Annotated in this window: 18 protein-coding genes; 7 read left to right on the top strand and 11 right to left on the bottom strand. The window is 70.6% G+C overall.

All coding sequences use genetic code 11. The features are described from left to right. Positions 1 to 54: 54 nt before the first annotated feature. Positions 55 to 804 (bottom strand): succinate dehydrogenase cytochrome b subunit, encoded by a 750-nt coding sequence (locus tag ACIBK1_RS29895; RefSeq protein WP_357313477.1) that lies wholly within the window; start codon positions 802 to 804, stop codon positions 55 to 57. A 237-nt stretch (positions 805 to 1,041) separates the two neighbouring features. Here ACIBK1_RS29895 and ACIBK1_RS29890 point away from each other — a divergent pair, with 237 nt between their 5' ends. The 7 genes from ACIBK1_RS29890 (at position 1,042) to ACIBK1_RS29860 (ending at position 8,782) form a co-directional block, all read left to right on the top strand. Continuing rightward, positions 1,042 to 1,968 carry a LysR family transcriptional regulator gene (locus tag ACIBK1_RS29890; protein ID WP_030507497.1) on the top strand — a complete coding sequence of 309 codons (927 nt, stop codon included), beginning with the start codon at positions 1,042 to 1,044 and terminating at the stop codon, positions 1,966 to 1,968. 83 nt (positions 1,969 to 2,051) lie between these two features. Beyond that, on the top strand, positions 2,052 to 3,203 hold the full coding sequence (locus ACIBK1_RS29885) for a PP2C family protein-serine/threonine phosphatase (RefSeq protein WP_030507498.1): 1,152 nt from the start codon (positions 2,052 to 2,054) through the stop codon (positions 3,201 to 3,203). Then, complete coding sequence (locus ACIBK1_RS29880) at positions 3,200 to 4,771, top strand: sensor histidine kinase (protein WP_051761590.1); 1,572 nt, start codon at positions 3,200 to 3,202, stop codon at positions 4,769 to 4,771. The genes ACIBK1_RS29885 and ACIBK1_RS29880 overlap by 4 nt, the downstream gene beginning before the upstream one ends. Beyond that, positions 4,764 to 5,201 (top strand): response regulator, encoded by a 438-nt coding sequence (locus ACIBK1_RS29875; RefSeq protein ID WP_030507500.1) that lies wholly within the window; start codon positions 4,764 to 4,766, stop codon positions 5,199 to 5,201. The genes ACIBK1_RS29880 and ACIBK1_RS29875 overlap by 8 nt, the downstream gene beginning before the upstream one ends. A gap of 147 nt (positions 5,202 to 5,348) precedes the next feature. Beyond that, complete coding sequence (locus tag ACIBK1_RS29870; RefSeq protein ID WP_396739028.1) at positions 5,349 to 6,134, top strand: hypothetical protein; 786 nt, start codon at positions 5,349 to 5,351, stop codon at positions 6,132 to 6,134. Between the two features lie 9 nt (positions 6,135 to 6,143). After that, entirely contained in the window at positions 6,144 to 8,030 is a 1,887-nt protein-coding gene (locus ACIBK1_RS29865; RefSeq protein ID WP_357313449.1) for a fumarate reductase/succinate dehydrogenase flavoprotein subunit, read from the top strand. Then, positions 8,030 to 8,782 carry a succinate dehydrogenase/fumarate reductase iron-sulfur subunit gene (locus ACIBK1_RS29860; RefSeq protein ID WP_030507503.1) on the top strand — a complete coding sequence of 251 codons (753 nt, stop codon included), beginning with the start codon at positions 8,030 to 8,032 and terminating at the stop codon, positions 8,780 to 8,782. Before ACIBK1_RS29865 ends, ACIBK1_RS29860 begins: the two co-directional genes overlap by 1 nt. Positions 8,783 to 8,847: 65 nt before the next feature. Here ACIBK1_RS29860 and ACIBK1_RS29855 read toward each other — a convergent pair whose 3' ends face one another. The 10 genes from ACIBK1_RS29855 to ACIBK1_RS29810 all read right to left on the bottom strand — a co-directional run bounded on the left by ACIBK1_RS29855 (position 8,848) and on the right by ACIBK1_RS29810 (position 21,873). Beyond that, positions 8,848 to 9,855: a hypothetical protein gene (locus ACIBK1_RS29855; protein ID WP_396739026.1), complete on the bottom strand. Its 1,008-nt coding sequence runs from the start codon at positions 9,853 to 9,855 to the stop codon at positions 8,848 to 8,850. A 93-nt stretch (positions 9,856 to 9,948) separates the two neighbouring features. Next, positions 9,949 to 10,350 carry a (deoxy)nucleoside triphosphate pyrophosphohydrolase gene (locus ACIBK1_RS29850; RefSeq protein WP_030507505.1) on the bottom strand — a complete coding sequence of 134 codons (402 nt, stop codon included), beginning with the start codon at positions 10,348 to 10,350 and terminating at the stop codon, positions 9,949 to 9,951. After that, the gene (locus ACIBK1_RS29845) at positions 10,347 to 11,504 is read right to left on the bottom strand and encodes a C40 family peptidase (protein ID WP_231513844.1); all 1,158 of its coding nucleotides are present in this window, start codon (positions 11,502 to 11,504) and stop codon (positions 10,347 to 10,349) included. Before ACIBK1_RS29845 ends, ACIBK1_RS29850 begins: the two co-directional genes overlap by 4 nt. Continuing rightward, a complete protein-coding gene (locus tag ACIBK1_RS29840; RefSeq protein WP_030507507.1) occupies positions 11,501 to 12,148 on the bottom strand; it encodes a hypothetical protein in 648 nt (215 codons plus the stop codon). Before ACIBK1_RS29840 ends, ACIBK1_RS29845 begins: the two co-directional genes overlap by 4 nt. Beyond that, positions 12,148 to 14,607 (bottom strand): type IV secretion system protein, encoded by a 2,460-nt coding sequence (locus ACIBK1_RS29835; RefSeq protein ID WP_396739023.1) that lies wholly within the window; start codon positions 14,605 to 14,607, stop codon positions 12,148 to 12,150. The genes ACIBK1_RS29840 and ACIBK1_RS29835 overlap by 1 nt, the downstream gene beginning before the upstream one ends. After that, entirely contained in the window at positions 14,604 to 17,081 is a 2,478-nt protein-coding gene (locus ACIBK1_RS29830; RefSeq protein ID WP_030507509.1) for an ATP-binding protein, read from the bottom strand. The genes ACIBK1_RS29835 and ACIBK1_RS29830 overlap by 4 nt, the downstream gene beginning before the upstream one ends. Before the next feature lie 30 nt (positions 17,082 to 17,111). Next, positions 17,112 to 19,508, bottom strand: coding sequence for a TcpE family conjugal transfer membrane protein (locus ACIBK1_RS29825; protein ID WP_396739021.1), 2,397 nt, complete (start codon positions 19,506 to 19,508; stop codon positions 17,112 to 17,114). 22 nt (positions 19,509 to 19,530) lie between these two features. Beyond that, on the bottom strand, positions 19,531 to 19,803 hold the full coding sequence (locus tag ACIBK1_RS29820; RefSeq protein ID WP_197042569.1) for a hypothetical protein: 273 nt from the start codon (positions 19,801 to 19,803) through the stop codon (positions 19,531 to 19,533). A gap of 65 nt (positions 19,804 to 19,868) precedes the next feature. Next, a complete protein-coding gene (locus tag ACIBK1_RS29815) occupies positions 19,869 to 20,879 on the bottom strand; it encodes a conjugal transfer protein (RefSeq protein ID WP_030507512.1) in 1,011 nt (336 codons plus the stop codon). A 355-nt stretch (positions 20,880 to 21,234) separates the two neighbouring features. Next, positions 21,235 to 21,873, bottom strand: a complete 639-nt coding sequence (locus tag ACIBK1_RS29810; protein WP_396739019.1) for a hypothetical protein — start codon at positions 21,871 to 21,873, stop codon at positions 21,235 to 21,237. Positions 21,874 to 22,058 lie beyond the last annotated feature (185 nt).

The following is a 22,058-nucleotide window of genomic DNA, read 5'->3' as shown; positions in this document are numbered from 1 at the left end:
CTGCGCCCTGATTCTCCTGCTGGGCGTTCTCTTGCTGGGCGCGGCGGCGGAACTTCACTTGACCACTCCGATCAGAATGCAGACGGGCGCGGCGACGAACCCGATCACCAGCACCGCGGAGACCGCGACGGCGGTCGTCTGCAGGGTGCTGCGGACCTGGGGACGGCGGGTCAGGCCGAGCGACTGGAACGCGCTCCACATGCCGTGGCGCAGGTGCAGGCCGACCATCACCATGGCGACGAGGTAGAACAGCGCCACCCACCAGCGGTCGGGCTGGAAGCCGGCGATCATGCGGGCGTACGGCGTGGCGTCGCCGCCCTCGGGGTTCACCGTGCCGAAGGTCATGTCCAGCAGATGCCAGATCACGAACAGCACGATGATCACGCCGCCCCACCGCATGGTGCGCGCGGCATACCCGTTGGCCTGCGACTTCCGCTTGGCCGCGTACTTCACGGGCCGCGCCTTGGCCGCCCGCCGGGCGAGCGACACCGCCGCCCACATGTGCAGCACGACGCAGACCGCGAGCACGATCTCGGTGATCGTCAACACCGTCCGGTTCGGCAGCGCGGGCGAGCCCACGGTGCGCAACCATTCGGCATAGTGGTTGAAGGAGTCGGCGCCCAAGAAAATCTTGAGGTTGCCCAGCATGTGGGCGATCAGGAAGAGCACGAGAACGGCGCCCGTGACGGCCATGACGGCCTTCCTGCCGGCCGAGGTGCCGAGCAGTCCACGACGGGCGGGCGTGCGGGGGGAATTGGGGGAATTATGTGTGGGGACCGGAGCGGTCGCCGAACCGCGATCCACGGAAGCGGAGTCCACAGAGTGGTCAACAGTGGCAGTCACGACTCCACACGCTAGGTTTGCGCTGTTCAGACGTCCAAGTCATGACAGGCCTGGTTTCGATAGCCCGCGGCTATGTGCTCTGTCCCACACGGTTTCCAAGAGCCGAAGGTCCCGAGGGTGTGCGACGAAATTCACATCGGGTCACACGGTGGGGGGCGCATCGAGCCGGCTTCGGCGATAGCCCTAGGCTATTGAGGTGTGCAGCTCCAGCAACTGGCCTACTTCACGGCCGTGGCCGAGACGCGGCACTTCACCCAGGCCGCGGAGCGGATGCGAGTCGCCCAGCCGTCGCTGAGCAAGCAGATCAAGAGCCTCGAGACCGAGCTGGGAGCGCCCCTGTTCAGCCGGGCCCGGGGCAACGTCACGCTCACCGCGGCGGGTGAGGCGCTGCTCCCGCTCGCGCGCCGCATGCTCGCCGACGCCGAGACCGCCCGGCGCGAGGTCGCCGAGCTCGCCGGGCTGCGGCGGGGACGCGTGCGCCTCGGCGCGACTCCGTCGCTGTGCGCCGGGCTGCTGGCCGACGCGCTGGCCCGCTTCCACCTCGCCTACCCCGGCGTGGAGCTGAAGGTCGAGGAAGGCGGGTCCCGCGACCTCGTCCGCGACCTCGCCCGGGGCCAGCTCGACCTGGCGCTGATCATCCTGCCGCTGCAGAGCAGCGACCCCTCCCTGGTGACCCAGGAGATCCTCAGCGAGAACCTCGTCGTGGCCTCCGCGTCGCCCCGGGGGCGCAGATCGTACCTGCGGATCGAGGACCTGCGCGGACGGCCCATGGTCATGTTCCGCAGGGGCTACGACGTGCGGGAGGCGACGCTGGCGGCCTGCCGGCAGGCGGGGTTCGAGCCGCGCTTCGCGGTGGAGGGCGGGGAGATGGACGCGGTGCTGCGGTTCGTCGAGGCGGGGCTGGGGATCGCGGTGGTGCCCTCGATGGTGCTGGAGAACCGGCCGACGCTGACGGGCACGCCGTTGCTGCCCGGGCTGCGCCGTACGGTCGCCCTCGCGCACCGCAAGGACGTGGAGCCGACCCGGGCCGCGCAGGCCTTCCGCGGGACGCTGTTGTCGTTTCTCGGCGAGGCCGCGCGTGATGGGACGCTTCCTCAGGGAATAGAGGCGCTCGTTGACGTGTGAGCCCTAATCATGCTGTTCCCAGACGATAGGTTTGTGCGCACGATGCTGCACGACGATGATGCCGACGCTGACGAGAGGCGTTCGTGACCCCCGTCTCCCCTGATCTGCCCGATCCGCTCACCCTCCTGCTGATCGAGGACGACGCCGGCGACGCGTTTCTCGTCGAGGAGTTGCTGGCGGGCGCCGAGAGGCCGCCGAAGATCACTTGGGCGCGGACGCTCGCCGAGGGGCGGGCGCGGCTCACCGACGACGTGCAGTGCGTGCTCGTCGACCTCTCCCTTCCCGACGCATCGGGGCTGGAGGCGCTCCAGCAGGTCCTCGCCATGGCGACGGACACGGCGGTGCTCGTCCTCACCGGGCTCGGGGACGCGCACGTCGGCATCGAGGCGGTCGCCGCCGGGGCGCAGGACTTCCTGGTCAAGCAGGATATCGACGCCCGGCTGCTGATCCGCGCCATCCGCTACGCCATCGAGCGCAAGCGCGCCGACCTCGCCATGCGCGAGCTTCTCCAGGAACGCATCCTCAGCAAGGAGAACTCCCGGCTCGAACGCGGCCTGCTGCCCGTCCCCCTGCTCGACCCCTCGATCCTGCACCACCAGGCGCGCTACCTTCCCGGACGTGCGGGCGGGCTGCTCGCGGGCGACTTCTGGGACACCGTGCAGACGCCCGACGGCGCGGTGCACGTGCTGATCGGCGACGTGTGCGGGCACGGGCCCGACGAGGCCGCCCTCGGCACGGCGCTGCGCATCGCCTGGCGCACGCTGGTGCTGGCCGGGCAGACCGGCAACGACGTGCTGCGCACGCTCGACACGCTGCTGCGGCACGAGCGCAAGTCGCCGGAGATCTTCACCACGATGTGCACCGCGGCCATCGCCCCCGACCTGACCACCGCCCGCCTGCACGTGATCGGGCATCCACCGCCGCTGCTGCTGCGCGACGGCGTGCTCGGCGTGGTCACCGAGACGCCCTCGGGCCCGCCGCTCGGGATCTTCCGGGGCGTCGAGTGGACGCCCATCGACGTCACCCTGGGCGATCGGTGGTCGCTGCTGCTCTACACCGACGGCCTGATCGAGGCCACGGTCGGCGAGAACCGCGACCTGCTCGGCACCGAGGGGCTCGCGAACCTGATCCGCGCCCATGCGGGGATCGACCTCGACCGCATCATCGCGAGCCTCGACGGCGCCATGCACGACGACGTCGCGGCCGTCCTCGTGTCCCGGGGTGAGGACGAGTGAGCTCGCCGGCCCCGCTGCCCCCGCTGGCGCCGTCCACTCGGGGCTCACGCCTGCCGGTCGGCCGGTGGTTCGTGCTCGCCGGAGCCGGCGTCCTGGTCATCTTCGTGATCGCGGTCAGCGCCATCCTGCTCGCGCTCTCCACGACGCACGAGGCCCGGGAGACCCTCGTCGACGCGGTCGACCCCGCCGCCCTGCAGACGCTGCGCGTCGCCCGGGCGGTGCAGGCCCAGGAGGGCGCGATCCGCGGATACGGGCTCACCGGCGAGCAGCAGTACCTCGACGCCTACCGCCAGGGGGTCGCCGAGGAGCGCTCGGCGACCGACGAGATCGGCAGGCTCGCCCCCCGTCTGCCCCAGGGGTACGGCGTGCGCGCGCAGATCGGCGCGATCAACGACGCCACGACCGCGTGGCGGCGCGACTACGCCGAGCCCGTGGTCACGCGGACCCTCAAGAGCGGCCCCGGCTCGCTCACCGACCTGGCGAGGAACAACCTCCAGCGCTTCTCCGCGGTCAGGAGCGCGCTCGACACGCAGCAGGCGCTGCTCGGGCGGCTGCACGACGTCGCCAGAGAGCGGCTCTACTCCGGCTGGAACACCATCTATGCGGCGGTCGCGGCGCTGGCCGGCGCGATGGTGCTGGCGATCGTGTTCTGCACGCTGATCGTGCGCCGCGCGGTCACGAGCCCGATCGCGCGGCTGACCCGGCAGGTCCGGGCGGTGGCGGCGGGCGACTTCGACCACGAGCTCGGGGTCGAGCGCCCGGCCGAGCTGTGGGAGCTGTCCGGCCACATCGACGGCATGCGCCGCCGGATCATGACCGAGTGGCAGTCGTCCGTCGATGCCCGCCAGCAGCTCGCCGAGCAGGCCGAGGAGCTCAGGCGCTCCAACCGCGAGCTGGAGCAGTTCGCCTACGTGGCCAGCCACGACCTGCAGGAGCCGCTGCGCAAGGTGGCGAGCTTCACCCAGATGCTGGAGCAGCGCTACGCCGACCGGCTCGACGACCGCGCCCGGCAGTACATCGGCTTCGCCGTCGACGGCGCCCGCCGCATGCAGCTGCTCATCAACGACCTGCTCGACTTCTCGCGGGTGGGCCGGGTCGGCGGCGAACGTGAGGAGATGGACACGGGCGACGCGCTGGCCGGCGCGCTGCGCAACCTCGACGCCCGGCTGTCGGAGACCGGCGCGACGGTCACCCACGACGATCTGCCCAAGGTCGTCGGCAACCGCACGCTGCTGACCCAGCTCTTCCAGAATCTCGTCAGCAACGCGCTCAAGTTCCGCTCCGAGGAGCCTCCCCGCGTCCACATCGGCGTACGGCGGGACGGCGACATGTGGGAGTTCAGCTGCTCGGACAACGGGATCGGCGTCGAGCCGAAGTACGCCGACCGAATCTTCCTGATCTTCCAGCGCCTGCACCCGAGGGACGTCTATCCCGGGACGGGCATCGGACTGGCCCTGTGCCGCAAAATCGTCGAATATCATGGCGGCCGGATCTGGCTCGACACGAGCGAGGACGCCGGAGCCACGTTCCGCTGGACCCTGCCGGCCCTGGGAGACCCCAATGAGTGAGTTCCGCCCCATCGAGGTTCTCCTGGTCGAGGATGACCCGGGCGACGTCCTGCTCTGCCAGGAGGCGTTCTCCTACAACAAGGTCGGCAACAACCTCCACGTGGTCAACGACGGCGAGCAGGCGCTGGCCTTCCTGCGCGGCGAGGGGCAGTACGGCTCCGCGCCCCGGCCCGACCTGGTGCTGCTCGACCTCAACCTGCCCCGCGTGAACGGCTTCGAGGTGCTGGAGGAGGTCAAGAAGGACCCCTCGCTGCGCACCATCCCCGTTGTGATCCTCACCACATCGGAGGCCGAGCAGGATATCCTGCGGGGATACAACCTGCACGCTAACGCGTACATCACCAAACCCGTGGATTTCGACCAGTTCACCCGGGTAGTACGGCAAGTCGACGAATTCTTCGTGACCGTGGTCAAACTGCCGGGGAAGTGACCGAGATCACATGGAGGAGGAGTGACCCTCCTCACACTTCGTGATGTGCTCGTCGTAATGTGTGCCCCACCAATAACGCGCACGGCCTGAGCAGTACGGCGCGGTCGCTCCGGCGTGCGCGGAGTCAGTGAGGGTGGAAGGTCTCCGATGACCCAGACAACGGCCGAGAGCGCGGCAAGGAAACAACGCGCACAGATCAGGGTGCGCACTCTTCGCACCGACCGATGGTGGCTGGCTCCGGCGTTCACGTTCGCCGGACTCCTGTTGTTCTTGATTTACGGATTGTGGGCGATCTTCGACGGAAGCTACTTCGTCGACCCGTACATCGCGCCCTTCTCGTCGCCGTGTCTGGCGACGTCCTGTCCCGAGGGGGCCCGGTTGTTCGGGCTCGCCCCGTTCGGCGACTGGTACACGTTGCCGCCCGGGATTCTGATCCTCGGTTTGCCCGGTGGTTTCCGGCTCACCTGCTACTACTACCGCAAGGCCTACTACAGGTCGTTCTGGCTGTCGCCGCCGGCCTGCGCCGTGGCCGAGCCGCACGGGAAGTACACCGGCGAGACGCGTCTGCCGCTGATCCTGCAGAACATCCACCGCTACTTCTTCTACTTCGCCATCATCATCGGCCTGATCCTGACGTACGACGCGGTGCTGGCGCTGGTGCACAAGCCCGCCGGGCTGGGCAGCTGGATCCTGCTCGTGAACGCGGCCCTGATCCTCTGCTACACGTTCGGCTGCCACTCGTGCCGTCACATCACCGCCGGGCGCCTGAACCACTTCTCCAGGCATCCGCTGCGCTACAAGGCGTGGACCCTGGTCTCCAAGCTCAACGCCAGGCACCAGCAGTTCGCCTGGGCCTCGCTGTTCTCGGTCATGATCGCCGACCTGTACGTCCGGCTCGTCGCCAAGGGCGTCATCAACTTCCCGTTCGCATAAGGATTTCAAGTGGAGCGTCACGAATACGACGTCGTCGTCATCGGAGCCGGTGGAGCGGGGCTCCGCGCGGCGATCGAGGCGCGGCAGCAGGGCAAGCGGACGGCGATCGTCTGCAAGTCGTTGTTCGGCAAGGCCCACACGGTCATGGCCGAGGGCGGCGCCGCGGCCGCGATGGGCAACGTCAACTCGAGCGACAACTGGATGGTGCACTTCCGCGACACCATGCGCGGGGGCAAGTTCCTCAACAACTGGCGCATGGCCGAGCTGCACGCCAAGGAGGCCCCGGACCGCGTCTGGGAGCTGGAGGCCTGGGGCGCGCTGTTCGACCGCACCAAGGACGGCAAGATCAGCCAGCGCAACTTCGGCGGCCACGAGTACCCGCGCCTGGCGCACGTCGGCGACCGCACCGGTCTGGAGCTGATCCGCACCCTCCAGCAGCGCGTCGTCGCCCTGCAGCAGGAGGACGAGAAGCTGCACGGCGACCCCGAGGCGTACATCAAGGTCTTCGCCGAGTGCACGGTCACCCGGCTGCTGAAGGACGGGGACGCCATCTCCGGCGCCTTCGGCTACTGGCGCGAGACGGGCGACTTCATCGTCTTCGACGCCCCCGCCGTGGTGCTGGCCACCGGCGGCATCGGCAAGTCGTACGTCGTCACGTCGAACTCCTGGGAGTACACCGGTGACGGTCACGCGCTGGCCCTGCTCGCCGGCGCGCGGCTCATCAACATGGAGTTCATCCAGTTCCACCCGACGGGCATGGTCTGGCCCCCGTCGGTGCGCGGCATCCTGGTGACCGAGTCGGTGCGCGGCGACGGCGGCGTCCTGCGCAACTCCGAGGGCCGCCGCTTCATGTTCGACTACATCCCGGACGTGTTCAAGGACAAGTACGCCACGACCGAGGAGGAGGCGGACCGCTGGTACGACGACCAGGCCAACAACCGGCGTCCGCCGGAGCTGCTGCCGCGTGACGAGGTGGCGAGGGCGATCAACGCCGAGGTGAAGGCCGGGCGCGGGTCACCGCAGGGCGGCGTGTTCCTCGACGTGTCCACCCGCCTGCCCGCCGCCGAGATCACCAGGCGGCTGCCGTCGATGCACCACCAGTTCAAGGAGCTGGCGGACGTCGACATCACCAAGGAGCCCATGCAGGTCGGCCCGACCTGCCACTACGTCATGGGCGGCGTCGAGGTGGACGCCGACACCGGCGCGGCCTCGGTCCCCGGCCTGTTCGCGGCCGGCGAGGTCTCCGGCGGCATGCACGGCTCCAACCGCCTCGGCGGCAACTCGCTGTCCGACCTGCTGGTGTTCGGCCGCCGGGCCGGCGCGGGAGCCGCGGCGTACGTGGACGGGCTGGCCAAACGGCCGGCCGTGACCGGTCTCGATGAGGCTCAGACCGAGGCCCTGGCCCCGCTGGAGCGGAGCGGCGGGGAGAACCCGTACGAGGTCCACCACGAACTGCAGCGCACGATGAACGACCTGGTCGGCATCATCCGCAAGTCCGAAGAGATCAGCGAGGCCCTCCAGGTCATCGAGAAGCTCAAGGAGCGGGCCAAGAACACCGCCTCCTCGGGCAGCCGGATCTACAACCCGGGCTGGCACCTCGCGATCGACCTGCGCAACATGCTGCTGGTCAGCGAGTGCGTGGCGAAGGCCGCGCTGCTGCGCGAGGAGAGCCGCGGCGGCCACACCCGCGACGACTACCCCGGCATGTCGGCCGAGTGGCGGCGCAGGCTGCTGGTCTGCTCCGCGAAGCCGGACGGCACGTCCATCACGGTGGAGGAGGAGGTCCAGCCGTCCATGCGGGGCGACCTCATCAGCCTGTTCGAGCGCTCCGAGCTGGAGAAGTACCTCACCGAGGAAGAGCTGGCGGAATACGACGCCGCGGTCAAGGAGTCGTGATGGGATACAAGGCGAAGTTCCGCGTCTGGCGCGGTGAGGGCGGGGAGGGCCGCCTGGAGGACTTCACCGTCGAGGTGAACGAGGGCGAGGTCGTCCTCGACGTCATCCACCGGCTCCAGGCCACGCAGGCCCCCGACCTCGCGGTCCGCTGGAACTGCAAGGCCGGCAAGTGCGGCTCGTGCTCGATGGAGATCAACGGCAAGCCGCGGCTGGGTTGTATGACCCGGATGTCCACCTTCGAGGAGAGCGAGACCATCACGGTCACGCCGCTGCGGACGTTCCCGGTCATCAAGGACCTGGTGACGGACGTGTCGTTCAACTACCAGAAGGCCCGCGAGATCCCGTCGTTCACGCCGCCCGCCGACGTGAAGCCGGGCGAGTACCGCATGCAGCAGGTCGACGTCGAGCGCTCGCAGGAGTTCCGCAAGTGCATCGAGTGCTTCATGTGCCAGAACGTCTGCCACGTGATCCGCGACCATGAGGAGAACAAGCCGAACTTCGCCGGCCCGCGTTACCTCATGCGGATCGCCGAGCTCGACATGCATCCGTACGACGTGGCGGACCGCAAGGAGTCGGCGCAGGAGGAGCACGGCCTGGGCTACTGCAACATCACCAAGTGTTGCACCGAGGTCTGCCCGGAGCACATCAAGATCACTGACAACGCCCTGATCCCGATGAAGGAGCGCGTGGTCGACCGGAAGTACGACCCGCTGGTCTGGCTGGGCTCGAAGATCTTCAAGCGGCAGCGCTGAGCCTGCGGAAAAGGCGCCGATCGGTCCGTCCGGTCGGCGCCTTTCTGTTGGTCCCTGTCAGTTGGTCACTGCCGGGTGGCCGGGTCCTCGCCCTCGCCGACCGCCTGGCTCCAGGGGTCGGGCGCGCCCTGAGGAGGCTGCTGCGCCTGCGCCTGCATCTGGGCCTGCATCTGGGCCTGCTGCATCTGGGCCTGCTGCATCTGGGCGGGGTCGGCCACCGGATACCCGTACGGCTGGGCGTAGCCGTACGGCACCTGGTAGCCGTAGGGCTGCTGCGGATAGCCCACGGTGTAGGGCTGGACGGGCACGAAGCCCATCATCGGGGCGTAGCCGGGGGTGGCCGTCGGGTAGGCCGCCGCCGCCACCTCGGGAGCAGGCGTCCGCGCCGCGGCCGGGCCTCCTCGCCGTACGGCGGCGGCGTGCGCCATCCTGCGCAGCCGGCCCTCGAAGATCAGCCAGGCGATCAGCGCGATGCCCACGAGCACCCCGGCGGGGATGGCGAGCCGGTGGGCCAGCGTGGGCTTGTCGTACTCGGGAGACGCGTTGCGGATCTCGATCGGCACCGTCTGGGGATCGGGCTGCTCGAACGACACGCCCGGGCTGGGGGACTGCTGCGCCGTGTCCGGCGTCGGCTCGGCCGACGCGGGGGGCAGGCTCACCTCCCCGTTCTCCTCCACCGTCGGGCTGGGATTCGTGGTGGGGGTGTCGGTCAGCGTCGGGATCGTCTGCGCAGGGTTCTGCTCGGTCGTGGACGCGGGGGGAGCGGTCGTCGTCGTGACCGGCTTGGGCTCCTTGGTCTTGGTCTGCTTCGGCGACGGCGTCGGCGTGATGGTGACGGTCTTGGTCACCACGGGCTCGGCCGTGGGGCTCGCGCTCGCCGAGGACGTGACCGGCGGCGTCTGGGTGACGGTCACTGTGACGACGGCGCACTGGGGGTCCTGGGTGGGGTCACACGGCTCCACCGGCTCGGCGTTGGCGCCGAGCACCGGGCCCACGGCCAGGACCGCCAACGTGGCGATGGCCACCGACGCGACAGCCGAGGACGCGGCTCTCATGTACACGCGTCCGATCAACGCTCGCCTCCTGTCGGCCCTGCTTCGAGGTCAGAACAAATTGTAGATTGGTAAAAGCAGGAGCAAAGCCCGATCTTGCGAACGATTCGGCGACTATCCGCTCCGATTCGGCAGCAACTTCTCGATGGCGGCGACGACCGGAAGATCCGCGGGAAGCCAGGGGACGTCGTACAACTCGTGCGGTTCCAGCCAGCGCAGTGCGAGGTGCTCCAGCGGGCGGGGCGCACCCGCGGCGACGGTGGCGAACCACACGTGCATCACATAGCCGTCCTGCAGGGGCCAGTCCCCGCCGACGCGACCTCCGAGGACGACCTGGACGCCGAGCTCCTCGGCGCACTCCCGCACCAGCGCCGCGCGCTCGTCCTCCCCCGGCTCGACCTTCCCGCCGGGGAACTCCCAGCCGCCGCGCATCGCCGGGGGCCCGGACCGCTGGGCGGCCAGGAGGCGGCCGCTCTCGACGATCGCGGCCCCGACGACGAGGCGCGCGTCCGTCACGTCTGCGCCCGCTTCAGCTGCGCGATGACGGTCTCGTTCTCCAGCGGCCGGGTGAAGCCCACGATGTTGGGCCGATCGTGGTACGTCGAGACCTTGATGGGCCCGCACAGCGTGCACCGCGCCTCGATCATCTTGCCGGGCGACACGACCATCCCGACATGGCCCGGATTGTCCTTTGAGGTGCCGGGGCCGGCGTTGAAGAAGACGAGGTCACCGGGCTGCTCCTTCCCCTCCTCGATCTTCGCGCCGAAGGGCCACTGGCCGAAGGTCGTGCGGGGAATGCTCAGACCCGCGTTGCGGTAGGCCATGTAGATGATCCCCGAGCAGTCGAAGGCGTCCGGGCCCGTGCCGCCCCACCGGTACGGCTTGCCCCGCTGCGCCAGAGCGTACTCGAGGATCTTGCGGACGACGTCGTCGGGGGCGCTGTCGACGAAGCCGGAGTCGCAGGCCGGATCGGCCTCGGGCGGCAGGCCGATCTCCCCGGTCGCCGCGTAACGCTTGGCGATCTCCAGCACCTGGTCGACGTACCAGGTGGCCCGGTTGTAGACGAAGATCGCCCTTCTGAGGTCGTCGGGTGCGCCGTTGCGCTTGAGCATCTTGGCCGCGCCGAGGATGGCGTCCGCCGGGTTGTAGACGTCGCCGTAGCCGTCCCCGTCGCCGTCGGAGGCGTAACCGTTGATCCCCGGCTCGATCTTCATCTTCGCCTGGCCGCCCCAGGTGCTGATGAGAAACTGCATGGGCCCGGCGGCCCCCGCGTAGTTGGTGCCGGTGCGCACCCCCGGCAACGTCGAGCGGCCGTGGTTCGTCTCCCGTTTGCCGATGGCGGCCAGGACGTTCCACTGCACGCCGATCTGCTTGCCGAACTTCTTGTAGAGCTCCAGGTAGTCGGCCGGGATGTCACCCTGAGCGGTCTGCGAGACGGTGGTGACGGCCCCGCCCGAGGTCTCCCCCGTGGCCGCCTCGGCGCAGTTCTCGGCCGCGCCGCCGCCGAAGAGGATCGACGGGCTGGGGGTCATCAGGATGATCGAGCCGAACAGCGTGGCCGGGACGATCACGATGAGGGCGACGGCGATCGTCCGCCAGTCCCGTCCTGCCGACGCGAGCCTGCGTACGACGCGCGTCGAGGCGGGAGTCATGCGCGGCGGAGCGGTCACGGCGAGCTGTCCCCGTCCTGACCGGCGTCGGCCAGTTGCAGGTCGTACACCCGCCAGTCGGTCCCCGCCTTGATCACGGTCACCGCGAACCGCTCGGGCACGTCCTTCTGACCGTTCTTGTCCGTCACGTGACGGGCCGAGTCGACGACGAACACCACCTGGTCGGCCGTCATGTCGCGGATCGTCGTCACCTTCGCCGACCCCTTCGAGGTCACCTGGTCGGCCTCGTTCTGCTCCACCACGGCGGGGTCGGTGACGGTCCTGGTGAGCTGGCCGGCGAACTCGTCGGTCGCGAACCGCTTCAGCCGGTCGGCCCGCGCCGCGGGATCCTCGCCGGGCGAGAAGGTGCCGTACGCCTCGGTGAAGCGGCGCGCCAGGTCGGCCGCCGCGCCGATCTCCTCCCGGGACAGCGGCAGGTACGCGTACACGTCGAAGGCGGCCGGAGTCGTGGCCACCGGGCTCGGCTCGCGGGCCGCGGCCGTCGCCCGCGAGGTGGCCACGACCGACTGCTCCCTCGTCTGCGCGTCATCCGCGGAGGAGCCCGAGGGCCCGCTCATCGTGAGGTAGACGCCGACGGCGGCGAGCACCGCGACGGCCGCCGCGAAGGCGAGGCCCTTCCCCCGGTCACTGTTTCGGCTTCTCATCAGTCGCCGTCAGCGGGCCTGGCCCAGAACGGAGTGGGCGCGTCGCTGTCGCGGCGCGTGCCCTCTCCCCTGCTCGGCAGCCAGAGCGGGGGCGGCTCGGCGGAACGGGGACGGCTGGACGAGCCCCCGGACGAACCGGAGTCGCGCGGCGGGGCGGGCCGGGAACGGCCGCCGTCGCTGCGGCGGGACGATCCGCCGAAGATGCCCCCGGACGAACCACTGGACGAACCACCGGACGACCTGTTCGAGGACCTGCCGGAGGAGCCGCCCGACGAGCCGCGCGAACCGCCGCCGAAGAACCCGCCCGAGCCTCCGCCGGACGGCCGGGGGGACGACGGCCGAGACGCCCAGCCACCGCCGGACCTGCCGCCGAACCAGCCACCGCCGGATCCGCTACTCGACCCGCCACTCGATCCGCCGCTCGACCCGCCGCTCGGGCGGCCGCGGGACGGCGTGGGCTGCGCGGCCGGCGGAGCAGGAGCGGGCGAGACGCCGGTGACCCGCTGCGGCGGAGCAGCCGGGCTTCCCGCCGGCGATCCCGCGGCGGACGCGGCGGACGCGCTTGACACGGCCGACGCGGCCGACGCGGCCCGCGCTGCGGGGCGCACCCCAGACAGGTTGAGCGGCGGGGCCGTTCCCGGACGCGAGGCGGCGACCCCGGCCTTGCGGCGACCTGCCCCCTGCGCGTCGGCGTCCAGCGGCGCGGGCTGGGCCCCGGCACGGGCTCCCGCCTGGGCGGGGACGGCGCCCGCGCCCTCCTCGCCGCGCACGCGGCCCTGCGCCACGCCCGCCGCGGCGGCCGCCGTGCCCGCACCGGTCGCCATCGCGGCCGCGCTGATGACCGGCTCGGCCTTGCGCAGGCCCCACCGGGCCGCCCGGGCCGCCGCGACCGGCGGCAACGCGTTGGCCGCCCGCGAGAAGGTCGGCGCGGTGGCGGCCTCGCCGAGCATCCGGGTGGCGATCGTGTGCCCGTCCATCGAGGCGAACAGGTGCTGGAACGGCCGTCTGTAGAAGAAGACCGCGATCGTCAGCAGCGCCATGAACAGGATCTGCATGCCCCAGGGCAGGCTGGTCGAGATGATCAGCGCGTAGCCGTACACGAGGACGCCCAGCACCAGGGCCAGCACCGCCTGGCGCAGCAGGGTGCCGACCAGCATCTCCACCCAGCGCATGGCGATGATCCGGCCGGAGCCCGGATGCACGCCGATCAGCAGGAAGACCGGCCCGAGCATCAGCAGCAGGAGGAAGCCGACCTTCAGGACGAGCAGCGATACCGCGACGAGGAAGATGAGCAGACCGGCGACCATGGCCGCGATGAACGCGCCGATAGCGATGCCCAGCCGGCTGGTCCAGTCCTTGCCCTGGAACAGGAAGTACGCCGGGGTGCTCTGCATCGGTTTGGCGACCTCCTCCTCGAAACGCTGCTGGTGCGAGTCGGAGGCCGGCGTCTGATCGGCGGCCTGCTCGGCGGCGTCGATCGCCTGGAGGTTGAGCAGCTTGGCGCCCATGCCCTTAACGAGCCCGGAGTTGGGGTCGGCCGTGCCGAACTCGCCCATCAGCCACGGCTTGCAGACCAGGACCGACCACAGCGCGTCGGCGTTCTGCTCCACGCCGGGCGTGCCCTGGCGGCCGTAGCCGCCCGCCGTCGGGGCGCTCGGCACCTCGCCCGGCGCGGTCTCCTTCATCGGCAGGCAGGACGCACCGCCCGCCCCGGGCAGCCCGGAGAACGCCGAGTTGACGATCTCGCCGGTCTTGTCGGTCACGGTCTTGCCGAGGCTGGTGAAGTCGCCGGGGCGGCTGAAGAACCAGATGGCGACCGTGACCGCGAGGACCATCCAGATGACGCCCTCGGTGGTCGTCGTCGCGCGCTTGCGGATCAGGCCGTACCACGCCAGCCAGATCGCGCCGAGGATGACGATCGGCCGCAGGTAGGGCCAGTACATCGCGTTGGCGAGGTTGGTGACGATCTCGTCGGCGACGTCCTTGATGGGCTGCAGCGGCCCCTCGGTCGCCGCCGCCTGGTAGGTGCTGATCGTCAACCGGTCGACGGCCTTGGCCCACGAGAACACCGTGTTGGCCCACGCGTTGCCGAGCACGGCCGTGACGTCGGAGCACCCGAGGTCGTAGGTGTGCCAGAACTGGCCGGCCATGCCGTACCGCTCGTAGTTGGTCGCCGGTTCCTTCGGCGCCTGGGGGGTGCTCTGGCCGGCGGCCGTCGCCTCTTCACTCGACGGCGGCTGGACCAGCCCGTCGACGCCGCCGCCCACGATCTCGGGAGCGAGGCTGGGCGACAGGTCACAGGGACCGACCGCGCTCGCCGTACCGGTGGGGAAGACCAGCGGAAGCGTCACGAACGCCGCGAAGGCGACGAGAAGCAGGGCCAGGGTCCGGCGGACCCTCCTGCCGCGTCTGCCGCCCTCCCGGGTGCGACCCCTAGGACCGTTCCTGCGCACGCTCACGATCGCACCTCCTGCGCGACCCCCGACCGACCGGAGCCCCCGTCAAGAAGATCATGCACGTTCTCGTTGGGTTTGTCGTGTGTCGGATTGGTGTCAAGCCAGCGCAGCAGCTCCTCCGAGATAAGGTCCACCCCGATACGGCCCGCCCGGCCGTCCAGATCCCGGAAGACGCACTCCCCGTTGCCCAGGGAGCGCAGCACCGCCTTGTGTTCCTCCGACGGGTCGACGCCGAGGAGCTCCATCACGTGCTCGACCTCCACACGTTCCGTCGAGCGGAACGCGAAGACCGACGACAGACAGTTGGTCACCTGCTCGTTGAGCAGGTCACCGGCGTTCTGCGAGACCAGGACGAGCGCCGTGTTGCGCGAGCGGCCCATCCGGGAGACCTCCGGCACGAGCTTGGCCCCCTCGGGAGTGGACGTGATCGCCCACGCCTCGTCGAGGAAGATCGCCTTCGGCGTGCGCCGGTCGAGCCCGTTCATCAGGCGCCGCGCGAACTGCGACACGAGGTAGAGCAGCGCGACCGACAGCCGCTGCTCGTAGGAGTAGTCGTCCCTGGCCGTCATCACGTCGGGCAGCGTGAGGCCGCCGAGCGTGAACACGGTCGTCCAGCCCTCGGTGTCGATCTGCTCGCCGCCCGAGGCGTCGAAGCACAGCCGGGCCAGGTGCATCTCCGACATCGACCGCAGCACGGCGCCGAGGTTCTTCGACGCCGGGTCGGTGGACTGCTCCAGGTGGTCCACCACCTTGCCCAGTGAAGGGTCGGGCTCGTTGGAGACCGCGGCGACCGCCTGGATCATGGCGGACTCGCGCTCCTCCGACATCCTCGGCAGCAGCAGCCGCAGGGTCTCGGTCGCCATCGTCTTCTTCGTCGCGATGTCGTCGCCGAACGAGAACGGGTCGAGCAGGCCCGGCGCGGCCGACCCCAGCGGGATGACCCTGGCCTTGCGGCCGCGGTTGCGCAGCAGCCGTACGAGCGACTCGGCGTCGCCCTTGGGGTCGATGACCGCGTTCGTGACGCCGCGCAGCGCCATCTGGTAGATCAGCAGCAGCGCGAGCGTGGTCTTGCCGCCGCCCGGCTCACCGGTGATCGCGATGGCGGTCGGGCGGTTGCGCGCCGCCGCGACGAGCGGGTCGAAGTGCACGATGCTGCGGGCCCGTCCCAGCGTCTCCCCGACGTACGGCCCGATCCACCCGGCGTTCGACTCGTCCACCCGGTCGCCGAGCTCGACGGTCGCGGTGGCCATGCCGCCCGCGATCGTGCGCAGCGGCTGCCGCTGGGCGTACGCGTTGACCCGCAGCCGCTCGCCGGGAAGGGCCTCGCAGAACAGCGAGAACTGGTCGCCGGTGGAGTTGACGACGTCGATGCCGAGGTCGCGGTAGTGCTCCACGACGGCCTCGACCCGCTGGACGCACATCTCCTCGGTCGGCGCGCTGACGCTCAGCCGATGCCAGCCGTATACGAACGGCAGCCGCTCCTTGGTGATGCCGTGCTCCAGCATGCGGGCGGCGTCGATCTGCTCGGCCAGCGCGAGCGGCGCCTCGGCACCCGCCTCGCGGATGTGGATGTCCATGTCGCGGGCGTGCGCCAGCTTGCGCGCCACGTCCTTGCTCGCCCTGACCGGGGGGATCAGCCGCATCCGGCTGGAGACCTCCACGGGGAACGGCAACTGGTCGGCGAAGTGCAGCCACGGCTCGCCGTCGGGGAACGGCATGAGGTCGGGGAACCGGGCGAACGACAGGTGCGCGGTGTAGGAGTCTCCGGCCGGCTGCTCGATCCGCAGCAGCGACCTGCCGTTGTGGATCTGCCCCTCGACCAGCGCCTCGATCTCGCCCTTGCCCCACCTGCGGCGCGGCGTGGCCGAGGCCAGCGGCTCGCCGAGGCCGCCCGCCGCCGCGTGCTGGAACAGCCAGGCGATCTCGGTTGAGGTGGCGTGGCGGGCGTACAGCGCGCTGGAGGCCAGGGCCCGGCCGAGCCGCTCGGCGGCCTCGGTCCACCGGGTGATCTCCTTGTCCGGCACGTGGTCGTCCTCGATGCCGAGCGCCTTCTCGCTGCGCTGGTAGAAGCCGAAGAGCTGGGCGAGCACGCCGGTGCCGAGCTGCGCGCCGCGCGGCCCGAGCCGTACGCCGAGATAGACCTCCTTGCTCCAGAAGTCCTTGGCCCAGACGTGGCGGTACATCTCCTCCAGGTACTCCCGCCAGCCCGAGCCCTCGTCGGAGGTCGAGTTGAGCGCCATCGCCCACTCCGCCGCCGGGTAGGCCCGGTGCGCGATCCGCAGGTGCACCTCCGCGTCGGGCATCCTGATCGCGGCCAGCGCGATCGTGATGTTGGTGGCCAGCGCCTCGCGCTCCTCGGGGGTGAGGAACTCGTAGCTCACCGTCGGCAGCCGGAAGTAGGCCCAGGCCGCCGAGTCGGTGAGGAGAACGCGATCGTCGAAGTAACGCACCGCGAGGCGACTGCGCGCCCTGCTCATCGACCTCTCACCAGCTTCCTCGCTCGCCCCTCATCTGGCCACCTCCTGCTTGGCCTGGACAGCCGCCAGGCCGCTCACGATCACACCCGCAAGCGCAACGTACGCCCTGCGGCCGCCCATTCGGAGGTGATTGACATCGACCGGTCCCGGCCGCCCTGGGGCCAGCTCGTCCTCCCAGGGCACCCGGACGATCGCCCGGCAGCGGCCGCTGGCCACCGCCTCGGCCTGCTCCACGTCGGGGAGGCTGCGGCGGCTCACGCCGTTGATCACCATCACGGCGCGACGCCGCAGGTCGGAGCAGCCGTGTCCGTCGAGCCACTCGTAGGTCATCGCCACCGCCTCGGAGGCGTCCTCGCTCGCGGGGGCGACCAGCACGAGCTGGTCGGCGTACGGCAGGAGCCGGGCCGCCAGCGCGGCCGCGGGGTCGATCACGGTAAGCCGGTAGTGCCGGTCGAGCGCGGCGAGCGTCCTGCGCCAGTCGGCCAGGAAAGTGCGTTCGGCCAGGCGCTGCGTCACCCGGTCGTCGGTGTCCGCGCCGACGACCTCCAGTCCCGATTCGCAGCGCGTCGTGTACGCCCGCATGCCGAGGTAGCCGGTCACCCCTTCGGAGCTCTCGATGAGCGAGCTCAGCGTCTCGGGGGACTCGGCGGAGATCCTCGTCGTGAGCGTGTCCTCTCCGGTGTTCGCGTCCAGCGCGAGCACACGGTCATCGCGGTAACGGGCCAGTGTGTGGCCCAGCATTAACGCCGTGGTCGTCTGCCCGGCGCCGCCCGTGCAGCCGAGCACCATGATCCGCCTGCTCGTGCTGAGCGGGACGCGGGTCCGGGCCTCGTCGACCTCCATGCCGTCCGTACGGCTGCCGCCCACGACGACCTGCGCCAGGCGCCGCCAGCCCCCCGAGTTGTCACGCCCGACGACGGACTCGACGCGGCGCAGCCGCGGCGGCTCCTCGTGCGCCGGCCTGCCGGGGGTGGTCGTCGCGGGGGTGGGCAGCGACGGCCGCGCGGGACCGGCCGGGCCGGCGGCGCGGGGCCCCGAGGGCACGGCCCGGATCGACACTGCCGCCGGACCCGCCGGGGGCGGCGCCACGTCCCCCTTGCCCGTCGCGCCCTCGTACGGCCTGGCCCCCGTGGGGTGCGTCGCCTCCCGCACGGGGTGGGCAGCGGGGTGGGCAGCGGGGTGGGCAGCGGGGCGCGCGCCGGAAGCGGGCTCGTCCGGGAGATCCTTCTGCGTGTCCGCCGATGCGTGCTCGGCCGCGGCGTCCACAGGAGTGGCCTCCGCAGATGCGGCCTCCGCGTCGCCGGGAACAGTGTCCCCGGGGACCGGCGCCTCGCCCGCAGGCTCGTCCCCTGCGCCGCCCGGCACCCGGGGCCGCACGAGGCGCGGCGGACGGCCCTTGCGATGCTGCTCAAGGGCCTCGGCGTCGTGCGCGGGCTCCACGGCGGCCGGCTCGGTGGAGGAGGCGACGTCGGAGGGCCCTTCGGCGCGGGGTTCGGCCGAAGCGGCGAGCCTGCGCAGGCGGCGCAGCGTCTCGGTGCCGATGGGCGGGACGGCGGAGGGCGCCTGCTGCACAGGTCCCTCTTCGCGGCTCTCTTCGCGGCTCTCCGGGGCCTCCTGAGGCTCTGGCGGCTCCTGCGGAGCCTGCGGCTCGCGAGCGGCAGGTCCCTCGCTGAGTCCCTCGCTGTGTCCCTCGTGCGGGTCGCGTTCGCGCTCCGGCGGGCGCGGAGAGGGCGCGAGCGGCGTGGGCGCGGGGGGCGCAGGCGACGTGGGCGGCTCCGTGAGGTAGAAAACGCGCTCACCGGTGGCGCCGGCCCGGGCGGCGGCACCGCTTCGGGGCAGGGGGGCGGGAGCCGTGTCGGTGACCGGCACGGCGGCGGCGGCCGCGGCCGCCACGGCAGGGCGTACGACACGTGATGGGTCCACCGGATGCGCGTCCACTCGCGCGGCGGCCCCCGAGGCCACCCGTGCGCCGCTCCTTGAGACCTTCGGGACGGGCACCTTGACCGAGACCGCGCGGCGCGCCTTGCGGGCCGCGCTGCCGTGCGGCGCCGCGACCGGCGGCGTGGTCCGCCAGACACGCGCCGTCACGGCGACCTCGTCCGGCTCGTCGAACGGGGCCATGCGGCACCACGTCCGGGGCTCGCTCATGTAGCGGAGCTGCGACTGCAGCAACTCGGTGAGGCGCTTGCTCTCGATGACGGGGCGGGTGGACAGCCAGGTGAGCACGCCCGGAGGGACGAGGTAGATGACGTGCCAGGGGGCCGCGAACGGCAGTCCGATCAGGTAGAGGAAGACCCACCACGGCACGGAGACACCCACGAACACACCGATCCAGACGACCGGAAGCGGCATCGGCAGCCGTAGGTCGTACAGCTTGTACAGCCGCTTCTCAATACGCCAGATATTGGTATACGTGGGCAGATCCACCCCGAACCTCCTCTCCGCCCGATCACTTGATGCCAAGTGCGCCCGCGATCGCCTTCGCCGTCACCTCGATGATGTTGGGAACGTAGAAGATCACGCCGATCGCGATCGCCAGGATGATGAACTGGACGAACCTGGTGATCTCGCGGGTGAAGAGGAAGAAGATCGCCACGACGGAGACGACCGCGAGGAAGAGCGGAGCGAAGAACTTCCGGAGGAAGTCGGCGAGACCTTCGGTGTTGATGCCCGTCGTCGGCGCCGGTGACGGCGCGGCAAGATCAAGAAAGTGGTCCGCGATGGTCTTCAGTATCAACTCTCGCCCTCCCGGGGGGATGGATCAGCGATGTCTTTGCCGGGCATGCGCTACCCCACGGACCGGTTCGCACCCTGGATGTCCCTGACGAACCACTTGCCGCCCTGCTTCTCGATCGTCAGCTGATAGGCCTGTTCGAGACCGGCCGGCTGCGCCGCCGGGTCCTGCGACGGGCTCGCGACCGCCGTCGACTGTCCGGACGCCACCGCCCACACGACCACGGCCGTGACCTTCCTGCTGTCGGCGCCGTCCGGCGGGACCACCACGTCCTTCAGCTCGGCGAGGGTGAACTCGCCGTTGAACCCGTTGACGGTCACCCCGCTCGCGACGTAGCGCTGGAGGTCGACCTGGTTGCCCGCGGCGTACGCCTTGAAGAAGCCTTCGAGCTGGGGACGCAGTTCGGCCTCGGTGGCGGAGTCGCGGTCGGGGTCCGGGAGCTGCGGCAGGCCCGCCGGCCCCGGCGCGGGCAGCAGAGCCGGCTGGGCCGAGACCACGAACCCGCCGTTGTCGTAGTAGACCGGCACGGACAGCAGACCGCGGCTGCCCCCCGACTGGTACGTCACGGTCACCCGCGCGTTGTGGTCGTCGATCACGTCGATCCCGGCGAACTGGAAGGCCCCCGCCGACATGCGTCCGTAGCCGTTCCAGCCGAACTGCTCGTCGGCGCCCTCGGGCAGGAACGACCTCAGCCGTTCCGCGCGCTGCTGGGGATTGGCCGCGTCGTAGTTGAGGTAGACCGCCGCGAACTGGTTGGCGAAGGCCGCCGCCTGCGTCGCGGGGAATCCGGACGTCGCCGTGCCGGTGGGGGTCACGCCGGCCGGGTCGTCCTGTGTCAGCCGTTCGAACGGAGCGCGGACGCCGTTGACCACGATGACGACGATCAGCGCCCAGAGGATGACCCGCCCCGTCCAGACGAGCCAGCGGCCTCCACCACCGCTCCAGCCTCTGCGACGGGGGGCCGTGCCGTGCGCGGTGCTCGCCGCCTCGAAACCTTCCAGTGGGTACGGGTCAGGGTCGCCAGCGATCCGCGGATCCTGCTGGACGTCTGACCTGCGAGCCATCACGCCTCCGCTCGCGCCGATCCCTCCGGCTGGCGCGGTTTCCTCTTGCTCTCGATCCGGTTAACCGCATTGAAGTATTCACCCTAGCGGCCTCGCCAATTCTTCCAGGTAAGCCACGCCCATGGTGCAAGCATCGCCGCGACCGAGCAAACCAGGTCCACATCCCGTAGAGACGCCCCACACCTATCCACTCCGCGGAAAAGCACGTTACGCCTGGCCAGCGAGGGCATCGATTACCTAACCGCCACCTATTGCTGTCTTCGCAGCTCGCAGGCATATCGAAACCGACCGTACGTGCGACGACGGCCCCGCCGGGCGGGGCCGTCGTGCCTGCCGAACCACTACGCCTGCGCCCTCACTGGCACGCCTCGGAGGAGGACGAGGAGGACGACTCACTCGACGCCGGCGGGATGCCCACCGGTGGGATGCCCGCGGGCGGAACGTTCTCCGGAGCCGAGATCTCGGGAGGGACGTTCTCCGGCGCACTGCCCAGAGCGCTGCCAGGAGCGCTCTCCGGCAGATCGGAGCTCTGCGACTCGCCCGCGGACGACTGCGACTGCTCCTGCTCCGACAACTCCTGCTGCGCGCGCTGGGACATCTGCTCGATGCGCTGCTGCGCGCTCGCCGCGTCCTGCATGATCTGCTGTCTGGCGCTGCTCGCCTCGTCCCTGATGCTCTGGCGGGCCTCCTCTGCCATCTGCTCCATCGACGCGGCGCCCATGCCCGGGAACTCCGCGACCGTGAGCATCGGCATGCCGCTCTGCATCGTCCCGATCACGGGCATGGCCTCGGCCGCCAGCAGCGGGTCGCTGATGGTGGTGGTGTACGACGTCGCCCGCACCCAGCCGCCGGGCTCGCCCGCCTGCGGCGCCCACGCCGACCCCAGGGCGCCGGTGGCCGCGGAGGCGGCGCCGCCGAGCAGCGCGACTCCTCCGGCCGTGAGCGTCGAGGCGAAAATCGCCGCGAGAGCCAGCTGTCTGGTTTTCCGATGCATGGTCCCCTCCTTGGGCCCGATCGGGCCTCGCCAGGTCAGGCCACCTGGGCTTTTCCCGGTGCCCGAATTCGGCCGACATCCCCTTCCGCTGTGCCGGATTACGGCAGCGAAGAGATTTGTCACGAAAAGGGATTCAAACGACGACTATGCGCCAAACGGCCTCATCTCGATGCTTCAACGAACCT

Origin of the sequence: Microbispora rosea (assembly GCF_044460045.1) — a bacterium.
In the GTDB taxonomy this organism is placed as follows: Bacteria; Actinomycetota; Actinomycetes; order Streptosporangiales; family Streptosporangiaceae; genus Microbispora; species Microbispora rosea.
The sequence above is the reverse complement of the archived record's forward strand: the minus strand, read 5'-3'. Positions and strand labels throughout refer to the sequence as shown.